Genomic DNA, 19,921 nt, shown 5'->3' with positions numbered 1-19,921 from the left:
ATGGGTTCATCCGATGATGAACAGCGGCTGCCCGTATTCCACCGGGTTGCCGTTCTCGACCAGGATGTCGCGGATGGTGCCGCCCTGGTCGGCCTCGATCGGATTGAGCATCTTCATGGCCTCGATGATGCAGAGGGTCTCGCCGGCCTCCACCGTCTGGCCGACCTCGACGAATGGCTTGGAGCCCGGGCTCGGCGCCCGGTAGAAGGTGCCGACCATGGGTGCGGTGACCCGATGACCGTCCATTTCCGGTGCGGCCTCCGTCGCGCCCGCCGGGGCTGCGGTCGGGGCCGCCGCGGCGGCGGGCGCCGCTGGGGGCAATGGGGCCGGGGCGGCGGCCATGGGCGTCCCACTGGCGGAGCGGGTGATGCGCACCGACTCCTCGCCTTCGTGGATCTCGATCTCGTGGATGCCGCTCTCGTCGAGCAGGTCGATCAGTTTCTTGACCTTGCGAATGTCCATGGAAGCCTCTTAGTCCTTGATAGCTGCAAGCGCCGCATCCAGCGCCAGCCGGTAGCCAATGACGCCGAAGCCACTGACCAGGCCGGCGGCGACATCGCTCAGGCGCGAGGTCTGGCGGAAGGGCTCGCGGGCGTGGATGTTGCTGATATGGATCTCGTAGAACGGGATGGCGACGCCCAGCAGGGCATCGCGCAGGCTGACACTGGTGTGGGTCAGGCCGCCCGGATTGATCAGGATGTGCTCCACGCCCTCGCCGGCGGCGGCGTGGATGCGGTCGATCAGGTCGCCTTCGTGATTGCTCTGGAAGCAGTCGAGGGTTGCGCCGGCCTGTTCCGCCCGGGCTTTAAGGTCGGTCTCGATGTCGGCCAGGGTCTGTACGCCGTAGCGCTCCGGCTCCCGCTGTCCCAGCAGGTTCAGGTTGGGGCCGTTGAGCAGCAGTATGGACGCCATGGCAGGGGGAATCGGTAGCGATCCTGTCGAGAATGGACGCGATTGCACCGAAAAATCACGATGCAGCGAATGATCGGGATTCTGCCGCAGGAAGGGTAGGAGTGTCCAGCGCGAGGCGCTGGAGACGTCGCCAGAATGGGGTCGGCCCGGCGCCCCGGCGAGCGTCGGGGTGCCGGGCACGGAACGTGCAGGTTAGTCGGCGGTGAGCGGGAACAGGGTGAGTTCGACGCGGCGGTTCTGTTCGCGGCCCGCATCGGTGTCGTTGGTAGCGACCGGCTGGTGCGGCCCGAGGCCGATGGTGTGCACCCGCACCGGCTGTACGCCACGGCGGATCAGGGCCTGACCCACGCTCTCGGCACGGCGCTCGGAGAGGTCCATGTTGTATTCCACCCGGCCGGTGCTGTCGGTGTGCCCGGCGATCTCGATCCCGGTCTGGTCGAACTCCTCCAGCACCAGTGCGACCGAGTCGAGGACGTCATGGAATTGCGGCTTGATCTCGCTGCGATCGAAATCGAAGGTGATGTTGCTCGGCATGTTGAGGATGATGTTGTCGCCATCGCGGGTCACGCTCACGCCGGTGCCGCGCAGCTGTTCGCGCAGGGCATCCTCCTGGCGGTCCATGTAGTTGCCGATGGCGCCACCGGCCAGGGCCCCGATGCCGGCGCCAATCATGGCGCGTTGGGTGCGGTTGCGACTGCTGGTGACGCTACCGAGCACCGCACCGGTGGCGGCCCCGATGCCGGCCCCGATGGTGGCTCGGGAGACGCGTTCTTCCCCGGTGTACGGATCCGTGGTGGTGCAGCCCACCACCAGTACCAGGGCGCTGGTGACGGCCAGGGCGAGAATGCGTTGCATGATGAATCTCCCAGTATTCGCTGGCCCCGTGCGGATACGGGGCAATAGGTTCAGCTTGCGCTGTGGCGCGTGAACCGTCCATGAACCCGGGTTGTGGGTGGGCTATTCGGGAGCGATTTCGTGACGCAGTTGACGCAGAATGGGATCCGTCTCGGGGTGCACCCCGCGCCAGATGGAGAAGGCCTCGGCCGCCTGTTCCACCAGCATGCCGAGGCCGTCGCTGCCGCGTACACAGCCCGCGCCGGCGGCCCAGTCCAGGAAGCGCTTGGCGCCGGCGCCGTAGACCAGGTCATAGGCCAGGCTGTCCGCGTGGACGAGGTGCTCGGGGAGCGCCAGTGCATCGTCGCCGAGACCGGTGGCGGTGGCGTTGACCACCAGGTCGAACGGACCCTGCGGCAGGGCGTCCAGGCCGCAGGCGGAGAGCCGGGTGGCCGGGGCGATATCCCGGAAGGCATCCACCAGCCCCTCGGCGCGGGCCACGGTGCGGTTGGCGATGATCAGCACCTCCGGTGCGCCTTCCAGCAGGGGCTGCAGCAGGCCGCGGGTGGCGCCTCCGGCCCCCAGGATCAGGACCTGGCGATTGCGCACGTCGAAGCCGAGGCGGTCGAGATCGCGACAGAATCCGACGCCGTCGGTGTTGTCGCCGTGGATGCGGTGGTCGCCGTCCCGCCACAGGGTGTTGACTGCCCCGGCATGGCGCGCCCGGTCGCTCAGCACCCGGGCCAGGGCGAAGGCCTCCTCCTTGAATGGAACGGTCACGTTGAGGCCCTTGAGCCCCTCGGCGAACCAGGCGTTGACCTCCTCGGCGAACTGCCCGGGGGTGCCCTGTCGGGCTTCGTACACGAGGTGTTGCCCGGTCTGTTCGGCGAACAGGGTGTGGATGCGCGGGGACAGCGAGTGGTGGACGGGGTTGCCCACCACGGCGTAGCGATCCGGACGCGGCTCGCTCATCGCGCCGCGTCCTCCGCCAGCCATTCGGCCACGGTGCGCGCATAGTAGGTGAGGATGCCGTCGGCCCCGGCGCGCTTCATGCCGGTCAGGGCCTCCAGCACGCAGGCGCGCTCGTCCAGCCAGCCGCGCTCGGCGGCGGCCTTGAGCATCGCGTACTCGCCGGAGACGTGGTAGACGAAGGTCGGGCGCCGGAATTCGTCGCGGATGCGGCGCACCACGTCGAGGTACGGCATGCCCGGCTTGACCATCACCATGTCGGCCCCCTCGGCGAGATCCAGCGCGACTTCGTGCAGGGCCTCGTCGCCGTTGGCCGGGTCCATCTGGTAGGTCTCCTTGCCGCCCTTGCCGAGGTTGCCGGCCGAGCCCACCGCGTCGCGGAACGGACCGTAGAAGGCCGAGGCGTACTTGGCGGAGTAGGCGAGGATGCGCGTGTGCACGTGCCCGCCGTCCTCCAGGGCGCCGCGGATCGCGCCGATGCGCCCGTCCATCATGTCGGAGGGGGCCACCACGTCGGCGCCGGCGGCGGCATGCGACAGCGCCTGCTTCACCAGGGCCTTGGTGGTGATGTCGTTCACCACGTAGCCGTCGTCGTCGATGATGCCGTCCTGACCGTGGGTGGTGAACGGGTCCAGGGCCACGTCGGTGATCACGCCGAGATCCGGGTGCGCCGCCTTCAGTGCGCGCACCGCGCGCTGGGCGAGGCCCTCGGGGTTCCACGCCTCGGCCGCATCCAGGCTCTTCTTCTCGCCCGGCACCACCGGAAACAGCGCCAGCGCCGGGATGCCCAGGCGCACGGCGGCGGCCGCCTCTTCCTGCAGCTGGTCGATGGAGACGCGTTCCACGCCGGGCATCGACGGTACCGCCTCGCGCACGCCCTCGCCCTCGGTGACGAACACCGGCAGGATCAGGTCGTCCGCGCGCAGGTGGTGTTCGCGCATCAGGCGGCGGGAGAAGCCGTCGCGGCGCATTCGGCGCGGGCGGCCGGCGGGGTAGGGGGCGATCGGTGCGGTCATGCCAGGTCCTTGCGTGTTTGGAGTCAGCCGGCAGTCTCGGCGAGCCAGTCGCGCGGCTTCAGGTAGCGGTCGTAGAGTTCGGCCTCGGGCGTGCCGGGCGCCGGCTGGTAGTTGTACTCCCAGCGCACCAGCGGCGGCAGCGACATCAGGATCGACTCGGTGCGCCCGCCCGACTGCAGGCCGAACAGGGTACCGCGGTCATACACCAGGTTGAACTCGACATAGCGCCCGCGGCGGTAGAGCTGGAACTGGCGCTCGCGCTCGCCGAAGTCGGTGGCGTGGCGGCGCTCGACGATCGGGGCGTAGGCGTCGAGGTAGGCGTTGCCCACGCTCTGCATGTAGCCGAAGGCATGCTCGAAGCCGCCCTCGCTGAAGTCGTCGAAGAACAGCCCCCCCACGCCGCGCGGTTCGTCGCGGTGCTTGAGGTGGAAATACTCGTCGCACCACTTCTTGTGCGCCGGATAGAGGTGCTCGCCGAACGGGCGGCAGGCGGCCTCGGCGGTACGGTGCCAGTGGATGCAGTCCTCGTCGAAGCCGTAGTAGGGCGTGAGGTCGAAGCCGCCGCCGAACCACCAGATGGGGTCCTCGCCGGGCTTCTCGGCGATGAAGAAGCGCACGTTGGCATGCGAGGTCGGAACAAAGGGGTTGTGCGGGTGGATCACCAGGGAGACGCCGGTGGCCTGGAACGAGCGCCCGGCCATCTCCGGACGGTGGGCGGTGGCCGAGGCCGGGAGGTTGTCGCCCATCACGTGGGAGAAATTCACCCCGGCCTGCTCGAACACCGCGCCCTCGTGCAGCACGCGGGTGCGCCCGCCGCCGCCAGCGGGGCGCTCCCAGGCGTCCTCCTCGAAGCGGGCCCGGCCGTCCAGGCCCTCGAGGCCCTGGCAGATGCGGTCCTGCAGGCCCTGCAGGTAGTCGATTACGCGCTCGATGGAGACGTTGTCCTGGCTCATGCTGCGTCCCGGTTGTTCAGTGGTCGGTGTTCGCGTCGGGGTCCGGTCCACCCCGGAGCCAGGCCCCGGTGCGGGCGTCGCGGATCGCGCTGGGGGCGTCGCGCCCGCCACATTCTGCCTGCAGGATCGCATCGATGCCCGCCCCGAGTTGTGAGGTAACGCAATCCCAGGTGCGGCAGGGCTCCGCGCCGGCGCGGTTCGCGCTGGTCGAGACCAGCGCGCTGTCGACGGCGGCGCACAGCGCACGTGTGGCTGGATGGGCGGTTAGGCGCACGGCCAGGCTGTCGTGTTCGCCACACAGCAGGGTGGGGCAGTCAGGGGTTACGGGTAGCAGCCAGGTTGTGGGGCCGGGCCAGCTGGCGTCGATCTCGGCCTGGCGGTCGGCGGGCAGCGGGGCCAGCCAGGGGGCAAGGCGGTCGAGCCGGTCGCTGACCACGATCAGCCCCTTGGCTGCCGGTCGACCCTTCAGTGTCAGGATGCGTTCGATGGCCTCCGGCGCGTCCGGGCGGCAGCCAAGGCCGAAGACCGCCTCGGTGGGGTAGGCGATCACCCCGCCGTCGCGCACGTGGTGCGCGACGGGATCGATCTCGGCGGTCAGCAGCGGGGCGTTATTCCGATCCACGATCGCCGGAGGGCTCGGCACTCAGGCGGTTGTCGCCAGCGCTGGCGGACTTCGCAGTAGACGACTTCTTCGCCGGGGTCTTCTTGGCGGTGGTCTTCTTCGCGCCCGTCTTGCTGGCGGTGGCCTTCTTCTTGGTCGCCGGTTTCTTCGCGGATGTCGACTTGGCCGACGTCTTGCTGGCGGACTTGCCCTCGGCCTTGCTAGAGGACTTGGCAGCGGTCTTGCCCGTGGACTTGGCCGCCCCCTTGCGTCCGCGGCCCTTGCGTTCCGGGGCGGCGGCGATCAGCTCCTGGCACTGTTCCAGCGTCAGGGACTTGGGGTCGGTCTCTTTCGGGATCTTGGCGTTCTTGTTGCCGTCGGTCACGTAGGGGCCGTAGCGCCCGTTCAGGACCTGGATGCCTTCCGCGTCGAAGCTCTTGATGAAGCGTTCGGCGTCCTTTTTCTTCTTCTCGGCGACAACCTCCAGCGCGCGTGGCAGCTCGATGGTCCAGACATCGTCGTCCGGGCCCAGCGACGCGTACTTGGAGCCGTACTTCACGTACGGGCCAAAGCGGCCGATGTTGACCATCACCGGTTCGCCCTCGGGGGTCTCGCCGAGATCGCGCGGCAGCTTGAACAGCTCCAGCGCCTCCTCGAGGGTGACCTTGTCCATCTTCTGCCCGGGCAGCAGGCCGGCGAAGCGCGGCTTCTCCTCGTCGTCCTTGGTGCCGATCTGCACGATCGGTCCGAAGCGGCCCAGGCGCACGCTGACCGGGCGCCCGCTTTGCGGGTCGGGGCCCAGCTCGCGCGATTGCACGGCCTCGGCGCGGGTCACGTTCTCTTCTTTTTCCTTCACCCGGTCGCGGAAGTCGCCCCAGAACGCTTCCAGCACCGGGACCCAGTCCTTCTCGCCGCGCGAGATGGCATCCAGCTCGTCTTCCAGCTTCGCGGTGAAGTCGTAGTCCACGTAGCGGTCGAAGTGCTGGGTCAGGAAGCTGTTCACGATCCGGCCGGTGTCGGTCGGGATGAAGCGCTTGCCATCCATCTCCACGTACTCGCGCGACTGCAGGGTGGAGATGATGCTGGCGTAGGTGGAGGGGCGGCCGATCCCGTATTCCTCCAGCGTCTTCACCAGGCTGGCCTCGGTGTAGCGCGGCGGCGGCTCGGTGAAGTGCTGGTCGGCGGTGACTTCGTTCAGCTTGACGCTGTCGCCCTCGGCCATCTCCGGCAGGCGCTTGTCCTCGTCGTCGTCCTGCGTGTCATCGCGGCCCTCCTGGTAGACCGCGATGAAGCCGGGGTCGACCAGGGTGGAGCCGGTAGCGCGGAACTGGTGCCTGGTTTCGCCCGGGACCAGGTCGGCGGCGACGGTGTCGAAGGTTGCGTGGATCATCTGGCAGGCGACGGTGCGCTTCCAGATCAGGTCGTACAGGCGTGCCTGGTCGCTGCTCAGGCGATCGCGTATCTCGTTCGGCACGTGGCGCACGGAGGTCGGGCGGATGGCCTCGTGGGCCTCCTGCGCGTTCTTCGACTTGGTCTTGTACTGGCGCGGGCTGTCGGGGACATTGTTGGCCCCGTAGCGCTCCTCGATCAGACCGCGGATTTCGCCGATCGCCTCGCCGGCCAGGGCCACCGAGTCGGTACGCATGTAGGTGATCAGGCCGATCGCGCCGGAGCCCAGATCGATCCCTTCGTAGAGCTGCTGGGCGGTGCGCATGGTGCGGCTGGCGGTGAAGCCGAGCTTGCGCGAGGCCTCCTGCTGCAGGGTCGAGGTGGTGAACGGCGCGGCCGGGTTGCGGCGGCGCTGCTTCTTCTCGACCTTGGCGACCCGGAGCTCGCCGCTGGCGGCGTCGGTCAGGCGTTTCTGGGCGTCGTGCGCCAGTTCGGTGCTGTTGAGGTCGAACTGGTCCAGCTTGTTGCCGTCCAGGTGGGTCAGGCGCGCGGTGAATGACTGGCCCTGGCGTTCGGTCAGGGCGTCGAGCGTCCAGTACTCGCGGGCGACGAAGGCCTCGATCTCGTTCTCGCGCTCGGCAATCATGCGCAGTGCCGGGCTCTGCACGCGCCCGGCGGACAGGCCGCGCTTGATCTTGCGCCACAACAGCGGCGAGAGGTTGAAGCCGACCAGGTAGTCCAGCGCGCGGCGCGCCTGCTGGGCGTCGATCAGCGGCTGGGCCAGGTCGCGCGGGTGCTCGATCGCTTCCTGGATCGCCTTCTTGGTGATCTCGTGGAACACCACCCGGTGCACGTCGCGGTTTTCCAGCAGGCCGCGTTCGCGCAGGACCTCGTGGAGGTGCCAGGAGATCGCCTCGCCTTCACGGTCGGGGTCAGTCGCGAGGATCAGGTCGTCGGATTTCTTCAGCGCCTTGGCGATCGCCTCGATCTGTTTCTCGCTGCGCTCGATGATGTCGTACTTCATCCGGAAGCCGTCTTCCGGATCCACCGCGCCCTCCTTGGGTACGAGATCGCGTACGTGGCCATACGAGGCGAGGACCTGGTAGTCGGGACCCAGGTACTTCTCGATGGTCTTGCCCTTGGCGGGGGACTCTACAATGACGAGGTGCTTGCTCATGTGGCTCGGGACCGTCTCCGTGGCAGCGGGTTCCGTGTCGGGGCGGTGGCGGTTGCAAGCATGCAACCGGGTTCACGGGCGCTAAAGACTAGATGAGGAAAACGCCCGTGGCTACCGCGTAACCATCGAAAGACGGCGAAGTCAGTGCAGATAATCCACGGCACTGGGGCCCGAGTCGTCGCGCATGACCTCTTCCAGGCGGGAATAGGCGATCGCGTCGTCGGGCTGGTTGAACAGCACCATCAACACCACCCAGCGCAGCTGGTCGAGGTCGATCTCCTCGGCATCCAGCTCCATGACGCGATCCAGCACCAGCTCGCGGGTGCCGGCCGTCAGCAGGCCGTTCTGCTCCAGGTGCAAAAGGAAGCCGTGAGACTCGGTGTCCAGGCGCTTGCGCTCCTCGGGGGCGTAGATCCGCTGGGCGGCACCGTCCCCGCCGCGGCCTGCCAACGGGGCTTCGCTCATCAGGCGGTCCAGCCAGCCGAGGGCGCGATCGATCTCGCGCCGGGCGAAACCGGCCTCCACCAGGTGGCGTTCCAGTTCCGAGCGGTCCGGCTCCTGGTCGGATTCCTCGTCGATGGTGTGCTCAAAGAGATACATGAGCACATCCAGCACGTTCTCGTTCATGATTCGGGGGATCCTGCGTCGAGGCGCTGGTAACGCCCGTGGTCGAGAGCGGCCACGCGGCCATGAAGTTCAAGCAAAACCAGCATGGATGAAAGCTGTTCGATGGTCAATTTGGTGCGTTCGCGCAGGGTTTCCAGCGGGACCGGGTCGAAACCCATCGCGTTCAGCACGCGTTCCTGCTCCGGGTCCAGCGGTTCGCCGGCGGGCTCGGCCGGGGCTGTAGGGGCGTTGGGCGCCACGCCTAGCCAGTCCGCGAGGTCGTCAAGGATCTCGTCGGCCGACTCCACCAGCTGGGCGCCGTCGCGGATCAGTTGGTGGCAGCCGCGGCTGGCGGGGCTGAGCACCGAGCCGGGGACCGCATAGACCTGGCGCCCCTGCTCGGCGGCCAGCCGCGCGGTGATCAGCGACCCGCTCTTCAAGGCCGCTTCGACAACCAGGGTGGCCAGCGAAAGCCCGCTGATCACCCGGTTGCGCTGCGGGAAGTTCCGCGCCAGTGGCCGGGTACCGGTGGGCCATAACGAGACGACCAGGCCATGGTCGGCGATGCGATGGGCGAGCCGGCGATGCTGGGCGGGGTAGATGCGGTCGGGCCCGGTGGCGACCACCGCGATGGTGCGCCCGCCGGGTGCGGCCAGGGCGCCCTCGTGGGCCGCGCCGTCGATGCCGCGCGCCAGGCCGCTGGTGACCGTGAGCCCGGCCGTGGCCAGCTCGCGCGCGAATTCGCTGGCCAGGCGCTCGCCCTGCGGAGTCGCCTCGCGGCTGCCGACGATCCCCACTTGCGGGGCGCGCAGCAGTTCCGGGTTGCCGTTCAGGTACAGCACCGGCGGTGGGTCGGGGAGCTCGGCCAGCAGGGGCGGATAGGCGGGGTCGTCGAGACACAGGAGGTGATGCCGGGGATCGGCATCGAGCCAGGCCCGGTCGGCTTCGGCCCCTTTGTCGCGGGCCTGGCGCGCGGCATCGTCCAGCTTGAGGTCGATGCCCGCACGCTGCCATTCGGCGGCCGGGGCGCCGAGGGCGTGGCCCGGAGTGCCGAAGGCCTCGACCAGTTGCAGCATGCGCCGCGGGCCGAGGCCAGGGGTGTTGATCAGGCGTAGCCAGTCCTGGTGCGGAGCGGCCGCCGTTCCGGCATCACGCATGAAGCCGGGCCGCAAGTCCGGTCAGGGGGCGCGAACCTTGTCACCCTCGCGCAGGGTGCGTTCGGCCTCGGTTACCAGCACGTAGGAGACCTTCTCGAAGGTCTGGAAGACCATCACGGTGCCGACTTCTTCTTCCGGCAGGGTGACGACGTCGTTGGCGCGATCACTGATCGGGTCGCGGACCTCGCGTCCGGCGGTGAAGGCCGCAAAGACCTGACCGTTCTCGATGCCGTCGCGCTCGCCGCGGTTGATGATCGCGGCCTGCAACTGGCCGACCTGGCTGATGGCGTCGAACAGCGAGATGATCGTGCCCTCGGCGCCGGCCGGTGCGCGGCCAATGTCGAACAGCCGGTCCTGCTCTTCGGCGTAGGGCACCAGGCGGTCGCCACGGATGGCCTCGCGTTCGCCCTTGCGGATATCGGCGCGGGCGACGTTGCCCGGCTCGATGATCTCCGCCTCGCCCACCGGCAGGGTCGCGACGCCCAGCTCCTCGCCGGTATCCGGGTCGATCAGCATGCCGTCGTGGCGCACGATGTGGTAGAGCTCGTACTGTTCGGTGTCTTCGGCGTTGCGCACGTAGACGCGGTCACCGGGGCCGAAGATCACGCGCTCGTCCTGCGAGGCGAGGACATAGGGCGCATTCTCCAGGGTCTCTTCATCCAGCACCTGCGGCCGGAACATGAACGACTGCAGGGTGGAGATGGGGGAGATGTCCTCGTCGCGCTCCACCACCCGGGCCTCGGGCGACAGGCGATGGGTCGGGCGCACGCGCGGGCCGCCGTCGACCATGATGCGCGGCTGGCCATCCACGTAATGAATGCTCAGCACGTCACCCGGATAGATCAGGTGGGGGTTCTCGATCTCGGGGTTGACCAGCCAGATCTCCGGCCAGTACCAGGGGTCCTGCAGGAACATCGCGGAGATATCCCAGAGCGTGTCGCCCTTCTTGACGACGTAGCGTTCCGGCGCGGATTCGCGGATTTCCGGCTCGGCCTCGGCGGAGCTGCGTTGTTCCAGTGCGTTGCGCGACTCGCGGGCGGCAGCTTGCGTTTCGCTGGTGCCGGATGCGGCCGTTTCGGCGCTGCCATTCTCTGGCGTGGCCGCGCAGGCGCTCAGCAACAGCGTTACACTGAAGAGAATGCCCGGCAGAACGAAGGTCGTGGTGGCCCTGGTCTTGTACATTTTGGTGTCCCCTGTCAGGTCCGCGCGCTCCCCGAGCCTTCCTGTGGCCCGGCCCCATTCGGATGACGCAACTCCGCGGATATTGCGGTCCAACGTTAGCAGAATTGCGACGTCTGTACAGTACAAAGTTTGAGGTTTTTTCATGGCCAAGCGTGAAATCCTGCACTTCCCCGATCCCCGGCTGCGCCTGAAGGCCGAGCCGGTCGCCGAGGTGGATGACGAGATTCGTACCCTGGTGGACGACATGTTCGAGACCATGTACGAGGCCCCGGGCATCGGCCTGGCGGCCACCCAGATCAACGTGCAAAAGCGTGTGCTGGTGGCGGATATCTCCGATGATCAGAGCGCGCCGCATGCCCTGATCAACCCCGAGATCCTGGAAACCTCCGGCGAGGAGGAGATGGACGAGGGTTGCCTGTCCGTGCCCGGTTTCTACGAAAAGGTGCAGCGTGCCGACCGCATCCGCGTGCGCGCCCTGGGGCGCGATGGCCAGCCCTTCGAGCTGGAAATCGACGGGCTGCTCGCGGTGTGCATCCAGCACGAGATCGACCACCTCGACGGCAAGCTGTTCGTCGATTACCTGTCCAGCCTGAAGCGCAGCCGCATTCGCAAGAAGCTGGAGAAGCAGGGCGTCCGCACCGGGGCGGGTGACAAGGCCGCGGTCCCCGCGGTCTGATGGGGGTGGCGGACACGGACGTCGACTCCCTGCGCATCGTCTATGCCGGGACGCCCGATTTTGCAGTCCCGGCGCTGCAGGCCCTGATCGAGAGCGGGCATGCGCCGGTCGCGGTCTACACCCAGCCGGACCGCCCGGCGGGGCGCGGACGCAAGCTGCGCCCCGGGCCGGTCAAGCAGGTCGCCGAGGCCGCGGGGCTGCCGGTGGTGCAGCCGGAGAGTCTCAAAACCCCTGAGGCCCAGGCGGCGCTCGCGGCCTGGCGCCCGGATATCCTGATCGTGGCGGCCTACGGGCTGATCCTGCCGCGCGCGGTGCTCGCGATCCCGCCGCTGGGGGGGCTCAATATCCACGCCTCGTTGCTGCCGCGCTGGCGCGGCGCGGCGCCGATTCATCGTGCCATCCTCGCGGGGGATGCCGAGACCGGGGTCTGCCTGATGCAGATGGCCCCGGGGCTGGATACCGGCCCGGTGCATGCCTGCCGGGGTGTGACGATTACACCGGAGACCACCACTGGAAGCCTGCACGACGTTCTCGCCCGTGAAGGCGCCGAACTGCTGGTCGAGCAGCTCCCGGCGATTGCCGCGGGCGAGTCCGCGCCCTGGCCACAAGATGACGAGCAGGCCACGTATGCCCGCAAGCTGGAGAAACAGGAGGCCTGGATGGACTGGTCGCAACCGGCCGTCGCCCTGGATCGCCAGGTACGTGCCTTCAACCCCTGGCCGGTGGCCCAGACCGGCTGGCAGGGGCAGGTGGTGCGGGTGTTTAACGCGACCCCTCTTGCCGAACCGGCCGATGCGGCGCCGGGGACGATTCGAAATACTGGGGTGGACGGCGTCGACGTGGCCACGGGCGACGGCATCCTGCGGCTGCAAACGGTGCAGCTGCCGGGACGTCGCCCGGTCGCGGCGGCCGACTGGGCTCGTAATGCCGATCTGGTTGGCCAGACCCTGACGGGGGCGGTCTGATGGCAGGCAAGCAAAAGCGTGTGGTGCCCTCGCGGGTGGATTCGCGTTCGCCGCGTCAGCGTGCGCTGGAGGCGGTCGAGCGCGTGGTGCTGCAGGGGCAGTCGCTGACCCGGGCGGTGGAGCTGGTGACCGAGGGGCTCGCGTCGCGCGATGCCGCCTGGGTGCAGGCCCTGGCCTACACCACCCTGCGCTGGTATCCGCAGCTGGAGGGGCTGGTCGGCGGGTTTCTCGAGCGACCGCTGCGCAAGAAGGATGCCGTGATCGGCGTGCTGCTGGCGCAGGGCCTGGCCGAGGTGCTGCATTTCGGTACGCGGGATCATGCGGCGGTGCGCGAGACGGCCGAGCTGGCGCGCGAGATCCATCGACCCGGCGCGGTGGGGCTGATCAACGCGGTTCTGCGCCGTGCCCTGCGCGAGCAGGATGCGCTGGCCGCCCGGATCGAGGCGGAGCCGGGCCTGCGCTATGCGGTTCCGGCGTGGCTGCTGGAGGCGATTCGCGACGCCTGGCCCGAGGACTGGGAGGCGTTGCTGGAGGCCTCGACGCTGCCGGCGCCGATGACCCTGCGGGTGAACCTGCAGCGCGGCAGCCGCGAGGCGGCGCTGGAGGCGCTGGCCGCTGCGGGGACGCCGGCGCGGCCGCACCCGGTGCTCGCCAGCGCGCTGACCCTGGAGAATCCGGTCGACGTCGGGGCGCTGCCGGGGTTTGCCGACGGGGCGCTGTCGGTCCAGGACGCCTCGGCGCAATGGGCCGGGCAACTGCTGGATCCGCAGCCGGGCGCGCGGGTGCTGGATGCCTGTGCGGCCCCGGGCGGCAAGACCGGGCACCTTCTGGAGCGCGCCGGTGGCCAACTGGACCTCACCGCGCTGGACAACGACCCGGAACGCCTGGAGCAGGTGCGCGAGAATCTCGACCGGCTGGGCTTCGACGCCCGGCTGGTCGCCGCCGACCTGGAGGCCGCCGACGACTGGTGGGACGGCCAGGCCTTCGACGCGATCCTGCTGGACGTGCCTTGTTCTGCCACCGGCGTGATCCGGCGTCATCCGGATATCAAGACCCTGCGTCGAGCCGAGGACATCCCGCGCCTGGCGGCGGAGCAGGCCCGCCTGCTGGCCGGCGCCTGGCAGCTGCTGCGCCCGGGCGGGCGGCTGCTGTATGCCACCTGCTCGTTGCTGTCGCCGGAAAACGAGGCCGTTGTGGCCCCGTTCGTGGCCGCGACCGCGGATGCGCGGGTGCTTCCCGTGAACGGCGATGCGGGGATCCCCGGAGGCCGGCCGCGCGAGGTCGGCGTGTCGCTGCCGCTGGGTCTCGAGGGCGGTGATGGCTTCTACTATGCGCTCCTGGAGAAGCAGGCCCCCTGATGCCGAGCGGCGCCTCCCCGTGGCGCGGGCCCTTCGTGGCGCTGTGCTGCCTGTTTGCTCTGCTGGCGCTGCCTGTGCCGGCCGCGGCGGTGGAGATCCGCGGCGCCAATCACCTGTGGCTGGACGACACCACCGTGCTGGTGCGTCTCGATATCGACATGCGTCTGCCCGCCGTGCTGGAAGATGCCCTGGCCAACGGAGTGACCCTGGAGTTCGAGGCGGAAACCCGTCTGGAGCGCGGTCGCCGGGTGGGGCGCGACACCCTGGCGAGCGAGACCCGCCGGGTCCAGCTGCAATACTTTGCGCTGAACCGGCATTACCTGGTAACCGCGGTGACCGACGAGCGCATGGATCTGAAACCGACCCTGGGGGATGCCCTGGACCAGGTCGCCCGGCGGCTGGGCCGGCTGCGCCTGGATGGCATTCCCGCTTCGGCGCGCCCGAATCCCGGGGAGTTCGACCTGGCGGCACGCCTGATGCTGGTGTACTCGGCGCTGCCTCTGCCCCTGCAGCTGGATGCCGGGTTGCGCGGTGATCTGACGACACGACAGGAGTGGCGGCGATGGTCGCTGGATTAGGGAAACGCTGGTCAACGTACGCGCTCGCTGCTTCGTCGCTTTTGCGTGCGAACAAGGCGCGGCGACCGCCGTGCAGTCATTCTGCACAAGGGTGCCGCAACGCCGTGCGCAGGCCCGTTTTTGATCACAACGGGCGGCCGAGCCCCTGCTTTCAATGGTTCGTGGGGTTGGTAACCCAGGTTCCCCGATCCGGCGTTGCGGCCCTTGCCGATAGAATGGCTACCGGCTGCGGACCGCGCCTTGTTTCGGAAAACCTGGGTTACCAACGCGAGGGTGTACGTTGATCAGCGTTTCCCTAAGGGGCTTCCCGTGGGGGCTGTTCGGCATCGGGCTCCTGTTCGTGCTGCTGCTGACCTCGCTGGTGGTGATGGGCGATGCCGCGCAGAACCAGGCGCGCTTCGAGCAGCTGTTCCTGTGGCTGCTGGTGTTCCACGTCGCCGTGCTGGTGGCGCTGGGCGGGCTAATCATCTATCAGGTCGCGCGCATGGCGATCCAGTATCGCCGCGGGGTCCCCGGCAGCCGGCTGACCCTGCGCCTGGTCGCGGTGTTCATGCTGGTGGCGGTGCTGCCGGTGTCCGTTGTCTATTACTTCTCCTTCAAGTTCCTGAACGAGGGCGTGGATTCCTGGTTCGACGTGCGCGTGGAGTCGGCGCTGGAGGATGCGCTGGAGCTGTCGCGCTCGTCGCTGGATCTGCGGGTGCGCCAGCTGGCGAACGAGACCCAGGAACTGATGAGCGATCTCGAGGGGGTCTCGGAGGGGCTGGTGCCGCTGGCCCTGAACGACTATCGCCGCCAGGTCGGGGCGCAGGAGCTGACCCTGGTCGGCTCCAACAACCGCATCATCGCCTCCAGCACCGACAGCCCAATCCGTCGTCTGCCGACCCCGCCCGGGTCCGACATTCTGATGCGGGTACGCCCGGAACAGCCGTATTCGCGGCTGGAGCCGCAGCCCGACGGCTCGCTGATCATCCGCGTGGTGGCCACCACCAGCAGCCGCCGCCCGGGCTCGGAGAACCGTATCCTGCAGGGTATCTATCCCGTGGACCCGCGCATGAGCGCGTTGTCGCTACGGGTGCAGGACGCCTTCGCCGACTATCGCGAATTCGCCTACCTGCGCGGGCCGATGATCCAGGGCTTTGTGTTCACCCTGTCACTGGCGCTGGCGATCTCGCTGATGGCGGCACTCTGGGCCGGGCTGCTGGTGGCGCGGCGCATGGTGCGCCCGATCTCCGACCTGGTGCAGGGCACACGCATGGTCGCCCAGGGCGACTACAGCACCCGCCTGGCGGTGCAGCGCGCCGACGAGCTGGGTTTCCTGGTGCAGTCGTTCAATACCATGACGCGCACCCTGAACGAGGCGCGCGACGAGGCGGAACGCAACCGCCGCCTGCTGGACGCCGAGCGCGCCTATCTGGAGAGCGTGCTGCAACACTTGCGCTCCGGCGTGCTGGCGCTGGATGGCAGCCTGCGCCTGCGTACCGCGAACGCCGCGGCCAGCGAGATCCTGGAGTGCGACCTGCAGCGGGCGCGCACCCGGGTGATGTCGGAGGTGGGCGCCGAGTGCCCGCTGGTGGCGCAGTTTTTCGAGGCGATCAGCGATGCCCTGGTGCGCCAGGAAGAAGAATGGTCGCGCCAGGTGGTGGTGTTTACCCGTAGCGGGCGCAAGGTGCTGATGACCCGTGCCGTGTGGCTGCCGACCTCGGGGTCCAGCCGCGGTCTGCACGCGATCGTGTTCGACGACATGACCGAGTTCCTGAAGGCCCAGCGTGACGCCGCCTGGGGCGAGGTGGCGCGCCGCCTGGCGCACGAGATCAAGAACCCGCTGACCCCGATCCAGCTGTCCGCCGAGCGCCTGTCGCGGCGTCTGGGCAAGGTGCTGGAGGGGGCGGATCGCGAGGTGCTGGATCGCGCCACCGGTACCATCGTGCAGCAGGTGGAGGCGATGAAGACCCTGGTCAACGCCTTCCGCGACTATGCCCAGGCCCCGCAGCTGGAGCGCGCGTCGGTGGATCTGAACCAGCTGATCCGGGACGTCTGCGAGTTGTACCTGGACCAGGACGGGCGCTCGCGGGTCGATGTCACGCTGGATGCGTCCCTGCCGCGAATCCATGGCGACGCCGGGCGTCTGCGCCAGTTGCTGCACAACCTGATCAAGAACGCCCTGGAGGCGGGCGAGGGCCACGAGGACATGGAGGTGCATGTCGCCACGGCGTATCTCGACGACTCGGCCGGGCCGCATATCGAATTGCGCGTGATCGACACCGGCCCGGGCATCAAGCCGGAGTTCCTCGAGCGTATCTTCGAGCCCTACACCACCGACAAGCCGCGTGGAACCGGTCTCGGTCTGGCCGTCGCGCAGAAGATCGTGGAGGAGCATGGCGGCATGATTGAGTGCCATAATGCAGAGTCCGGGCCGGGCGGGGCGGTCTTCCGCATCCGCATCCCGGTGGAGCATGGTCCGGTGGTTCACGAGGAGCCCGAATGAGCGAAGCCTACATACTCGTAGTCGACGACGAGCCGGACATCCGCATGCTGCTGCAGGATGTGCTGGAGGACGAGGGCTATCAGGTAGCACTCGCCGGCTCCGTGGCCGAGGCCAAGGCACAGCGTCGCAGTCGCCGCCCGGACCTGATCCTGCTGGATGTCTGGATGCCGGACGGTGACGGGATCTCCCTGCTCAAGGAGTGGGGCGATGACGAGGGGCTGCCCTGCCCGGTGGTGATGATCTCCGGTCACGGCAACGTCGAGACCGCTGTGGATGCCACGCGCCTGGGCGCCTACGACTTCATCGAGAAGCCGTTGTCCATCGACAAGCTGCTGATCACCCTGAACAATGCCCTGGAGGCCGCACGCCTGCAGCGCGAGAACGTGGGCCTGAAGCGCCACGCCGGTACGGTGGCCGACCCGGTGGGCGACAGCGCCACCATGGTGAACCTGCGCGACCAGGTGCAGCGCATGGCGCAGCACGATACCTGGGTGCTGATCACCGGCGAGCCAGGCGTTGGCAAGCAGACCTTCGCGCGGCTGCTGCATGCGCGCAGCGCGCGCCGCGAGAGCCCGTTCATCGTGGTCTCGGTGGGGTCGCTCTCGGGCGAGGAGGCGATCGCCGAGCTGTTCGGCAGCGAGCAGGGAGAACATGTGCGCTATGGCCTGCTGGAGCAGGCGGCGGGTGGCGTGCTGTTCCTGGACGAGGTCGCGGAGATGGATCTGCAGACCCAGGGGCGGTTGCTGCATGCGCTGGATACCCAGCGCATCACCCGCATCGGCGGCAACCAGCCCATCAGCGTGAACGTGCGCGTGATCGCAGGGAGTCAGTACGACCTGGCCGAGGCGGTCAAGCAGGGCCACTTCCGCGAGGACCTGTACTACCGGTTGAATGTCCTGCCACTGACCATCCCGCCCCTGCGCGAGCACCCCGAAGACATCCCGGAACTGCTGGAGTGTCATATGCGCCACCTGCACCAGCAGGAGGGGCTGCCGCCGCGCGCCTTCCAGCGTCCGGCCCTGGAACGGCTGCAGCAGTACCACTGGCCGGGCAACGTGCGCGAACTGCGCAACCTGGTGCAGCGGCTGATGATTTTGGGCTCCGGCGACGAGATCACCCGCGACGAGGTGGAACGTACCCTTAGCGGGCAGCCGCAGCGCGCCGAGGAGGGCGGCGAGGGGACGGTCGCCATCCCCGATCTGCCGCTGCGCGAGGCGCGCGAACAGTTCGAGCGCGAATACCTGCAGCAACAGCTGGAGCGCTCCGAGGGCAACATGACGCGCCTGGCGGAACGGGTGGGGCTGGAGCGCACGCACCTGTACCGCAAGTTCAAGGCGCTGGGGATCGACCCCAAGCGCGTGAAAACCGATAGCTGAACCTGCTCCGGGACGGGAGACGCATGAAGCACATCATCATCCTCGGGGCCGGGCAGGTCGGTCAGTCGCTGGCGGAGGCGCTGAGCGCCGACGGGATCGACATTACGGTGGTCGATTACCGCGCCGAGATGCTGGCGGAGCTGGAGGATCGTTTCGACATCAAGACCGTGCACGGCTTTGCCGCGCACCCCTCGGTGCTGGAGGCAGCCGGTGCGCAGGACGCGTCCATGCTGATCGCGGTCACCAACTCGGACGAGACCAACATGGTTGCCTGCCAGGTGGCCTCCACGCTGTTCAATATCGAGACCAAGATCGCCCGGGTGCGGGCCCGTGACTACCACGAGACCCCGGCGCTGTTTGCCCAGGACGCGATGCCGGTGGACATGCTGATCTCGCCCGAGGCGATCGTGACCAGCCACATCCAGCGCCTGATCGAGCACCCCGGTTCGCTCCAGGTGCTGGAATTCGCCGAGGGCCGAGTTTCGCTGGTGGGGGTGCGCGCCTACTACGGGGGCCCGCTGGTCGGGCACGAGCTGAAGAATCTGCAAAACGACATGCCGGGCATCCAGACCCGGGTGGCCGCGATCTTCCGCAAGGATCGCTCGATCCAGCCGGATGGTTCCACGGTGATCGAGGCCGATGACGAGGTGTTCTTCGTCGCGGCGAAGAAGAACATCCGCGCGGTGACCTCGGAGCTGCGCAAGCTGGAAAAGCCCTACAAGCGAATCATGGTGGCCGGTGGCGGCAACATCGGCGAGCGCCTGGCCGAGACGCTCAGCAAGCGCTACCGGGTCAAGGTGATCGAACGCGATTCCGAACGGGCCGATCATCTGGCGCGGACGCTACCCAGCAATGTCCTGGTGCTGCACGGGGACAGCTCGGATGACCGCTTCCTCGAATCCATCAACGTCGAGCACAGCGACGTGTTCTGCGCGGTCACCAACGACGACCAGGCGAACATCTTCGCCGGGATGCTGGCCAAGCGCTGGGGCGTGCGCAAGGTGATGTCGCTGATCAATCGGCCGAGCTACGTGGACCTGCTGCAAAGCGGGACCATCGATGTCGCGATCTCGCCACAGCAGGCGACCATCGGTGCGCTGCTGGCGCGGGTGCGCGAGGGCGGAACCGCCACCGTGCATGCCCTGCGCCGCGGTGCGGCCGAGGCGATCGAGACCGTGGTCAACGGCGATGCCCGGACGTCGCAGGTGGTCAGCCGCCGGATCGACGAGATCGACTTTCCCGAGGGCACTCGCGTCGGAGCGGTGGTGCGGGGCGAGGAGGTCATCATCCCCCATCGCGACACGGTCATCGAGGCCGGCGACCACGTGATTCTATTCGTGACCGATCGGCGCAAGGTGAAGCAGGTGCAGCGCCTGTTCCAGCCCACGGCGCTGTTCTTTTAGGGAAACACTGATCAATGTACACACTCGCGTTGGTATCCCAGGTTTTCCGATCCTGCGTTGCGGCCCTTGCCGGTAGAACCACTACCGGCTGCGCACCGCGCCTTGTCTCGGGGAACCTGGGTTACCAACCCCGCGGGGCTCGGCCGCCCGTGCTTATCCAAAACGGGCGCGCGCACGGCGTTGCGGTTCCCTTGTGCAGAATGACTGTACGGCAGTCACCGCGCCTTGTTCGCACGCAAAAGCGACTCGAGCGCGAGTGCGTACATTCATCAGTGTTTCCCTAG

18 protein-coding genes are annotated in these 19,921 nt (G+C 68.2%); 7 read left to right on the top strand and 11 right to left on the bottom strand.

What is annotated here, in order from left to right:
- Positions 1-6: 6 nt before the first annotated feature.
- The 11 genes from accB to D579_RS0109165 form a co-directional block, all read right to left on the bottom strand.
- Positions 7-462 carry an acetyl-CoA carboxylase biotin carboxyl carrier protein gene (accB, locus tag D579_RS0109215; protein WP_018951815.1) on the bottom strand — a complete coding sequence of 152 codons (456 nt, stop codon included), beginning with the start codon at positions 460-462 and terminating at the stop codon, positions 7-9.
- Positions 463-471: 9 nt separating this feature from the next.
- Positions 472-912, bottom strand: coding sequence for a type II 3-dehydroquinate dehydratase (gene aroQ, locus D579_RS0109210; protein WP_018176254.1), 441 nt, complete (start codon positions 910-912; stop codon positions 472-474).
- Positions 913-1,104: 192 nt separating this feature from the next.
- Positions 1,105-1,767, bottom strand: coding sequence for an OmpA family protein (locus tag D579_RS0109205; protein ID WP_018650581.1), 663 nt, complete (start codon positions 1,765-1,767; stop codon positions 1,105-1,107).
- Positions 1,768-1,869: 102 nt separating this feature from the next.
- Positions 1,870-2,718, bottom strand: a complete 849-nt coding sequence (aroE, locus tag D579_RS0109200) for a shikimate dehydrogenase (RefSeq protein ID WP_018951814.1) — start codon at positions 2,716-2,718, stop codon at positions 1,870-1,872.
- Complete coding sequence (gene hemB, locus D579_RS0109195; protein WP_018951813.1) at positions 2,715-3,731, bottom strand: porphobilinogen synthase; 1,017 nt, start codon at positions 3,729-3,731, stop codon at positions 2,715-2,717. The genes aroE and hemB overlap by 4 nt, the downstream gene beginning before the upstream one ends.
- Before the next feature lie 23 nt (positions 3,732-3,754).
- Positions 3,755-4,684 (bottom strand): oxygen-dependent coproporphyrinogen oxidase, encoded by a 930-nt coding sequence (hemF, locus tag D579_RS0109190; protein ID WP_018951812.1) that lies wholly within the window; start codon positions 4,682-4,684, stop codon positions 3,755-3,757.
- Between the two features lie 16 nt (positions 4,685-4,700).
- A complete protein-coding gene (locus D579_RS0109185) occupies positions 4,701-5,306 on the bottom strand; it encodes an L-threonylcarbamoyladenylate synthase (RefSeq protein ID WP_018951811.1) in 606 nt (201 codons plus the stop codon).
- The gene (locus D579_RS0109180) at positions 5,293-7,851 is read right to left on the bottom strand and encodes a DNA topoisomerase I (protein ID WP_018951810.1); all 2,559 of its coding nucleotides are present in this window, start codon (positions 7,849-7,851) and stop codon (positions 5,293-5,295) included. The genes D579_RS0109185 and D579_RS0109180 overlap by 14 nt, the downstream gene beginning before the upstream one ends.
- A gap of 141 nt (positions 7,852-7,992) precedes the next feature.
- Positions 7,993-8,478 carry a DUF494 family protein gene (locus D579_RS0109175; RefSeq protein WP_018938919.1) on the bottom strand — a complete coding sequence of 162 codons (486 nt, stop codon included), beginning with the start codon at positions 8,476-8,478 and terminating at the stop codon, positions 7,993-7,995.
- A complete protein-coding gene (dprA, locus tag D579_RS0109170; protein WP_018951809.1) occupies positions 8,475-9,614 on the bottom strand; it encodes a DNA-processing protein DprA in 1,140 nt (379 codons plus the stop codon). Before dprA ends, D579_RS0109175 begins: the two co-directional genes overlap by 4 nt.
- A 21-nt stretch (positions 9,615-9,635) precedes the next feature.
- Positions 9,636-10,796 carry a LysM peptidoglycan-binding domain-containing protein gene (locus D579_RS0109165; protein ID WP_018951808.1) on the bottom strand — a complete coding sequence of 387 codons (1,161 nt, stop codon included), beginning with the start codon at positions 10,794-10,796 and terminating at the stop codon, positions 9,636-9,638.
- Positions 10,797-10,938: 142 nt separating this feature from the next.
- On the opposite strand from D579_RS0109165, the gene def reads away from it, so the two are divergent.
- From def to trkA, 7 genes are all read left to right on the top strand, one after another.
- Complete coding sequence (gene def / locus D579_RS0109160; RefSeq protein ID WP_018951807.1) at positions 10,939-11,472, top strand: peptide deformylase; 534 nt, start codon at positions 10,939-10,941, stop codon at positions 11,470-11,472.
- Complete coding sequence (fmt, locus tag D579_RS0109155; RefSeq protein ID WP_018951806.1) at positions 11,472-12,437, top strand: methionyl-tRNA formyltransferase; 966 nt, start codon at positions 11,472-11,474, stop codon at positions 12,435-12,437. Before def ends, fmt begins: the two co-directional genes overlap by 1 nt.
- Positions 12,437-13,795 carry a 16S rRNA (cytosine(967)-C(5))-methyltransferase RsmB gene (gene rsmB / locus D579_RS0109150; protein ID WP_018951805.1) on the top strand — a complete coding sequence of 453 codons (1,359 nt, stop codon included), beginning with the start codon at positions 12,437-12,439 and terminating at the stop codon, positions 13,793-13,795. Before fmt ends, rsmB begins: the two co-directional genes overlap by 1 nt.
- Complete coding sequence (locus D579_RS0109145; RefSeq protein ID WP_018951804.1) at positions 13,795-14,373, top strand: DUF4390 domain-containing protein; 579 nt, start codon at positions 13,795-13,797, stop codon at positions 14,371-14,373. The genes rsmB and D579_RS0109145 overlap by 1 nt, the downstream gene beginning before the upstream one ends.
- A gap of 280 nt (positions 14,374-14,653) precedes the next feature.
- Positions 14,654-16,858, top strand: a complete 2,205-nt coding sequence (locus tag D579_RS0109140) for an ATP-binding protein (protein WP_018176246.1) — start codon at positions 14,654-14,656, stop codon at positions 16,856-16,858.
- Positions 16,855-18,234: a sigma-54 dependent transcriptional regulator gene (locus D579_RS0109135; RefSeq protein ID WP_018144643.1), complete on the top strand. Its 1,380-nt coding sequence runs from the start codon at positions 16,855-16,857 to the stop codon at positions 18,232-18,234. Before D579_RS0109140 ends, D579_RS0109135 begins: the two co-directional genes overlap by 4 nt.
- A 23-nt stretch (positions 18,235-18,257) precedes the next feature.
- Positions 18,258-19,637, top strand: a complete 1,380-nt coding sequence (gene trkA, locus D579_RS0109130; protein ID WP_018144642.1) for a Trk system potassium transporter TrkA — start codon at positions 18,258-18,260, stop codon at positions 19,635-19,637.
- The last annotated feature ends 284 nt before the right edge of the window (positions 19,638-19,921 follow it).

Origin of the sequence: Thioalkalivibrio sp. AKL12, from assembly GCF_000377925.1 — a bacterium.
Lineage (GTDB): Bacteria > Pseudomonadota > Gammaproteobacteria > Ectothiorhodospirales > Ectothiorhodospiraceae > Thioalkalivibrio > Thioalkalivibrio versutus.
The sequence above is the reverse complement of the archived record's forward strand: the minus strand, read 5'-3'. Positions and strand labels throughout refer to the sequence as shown.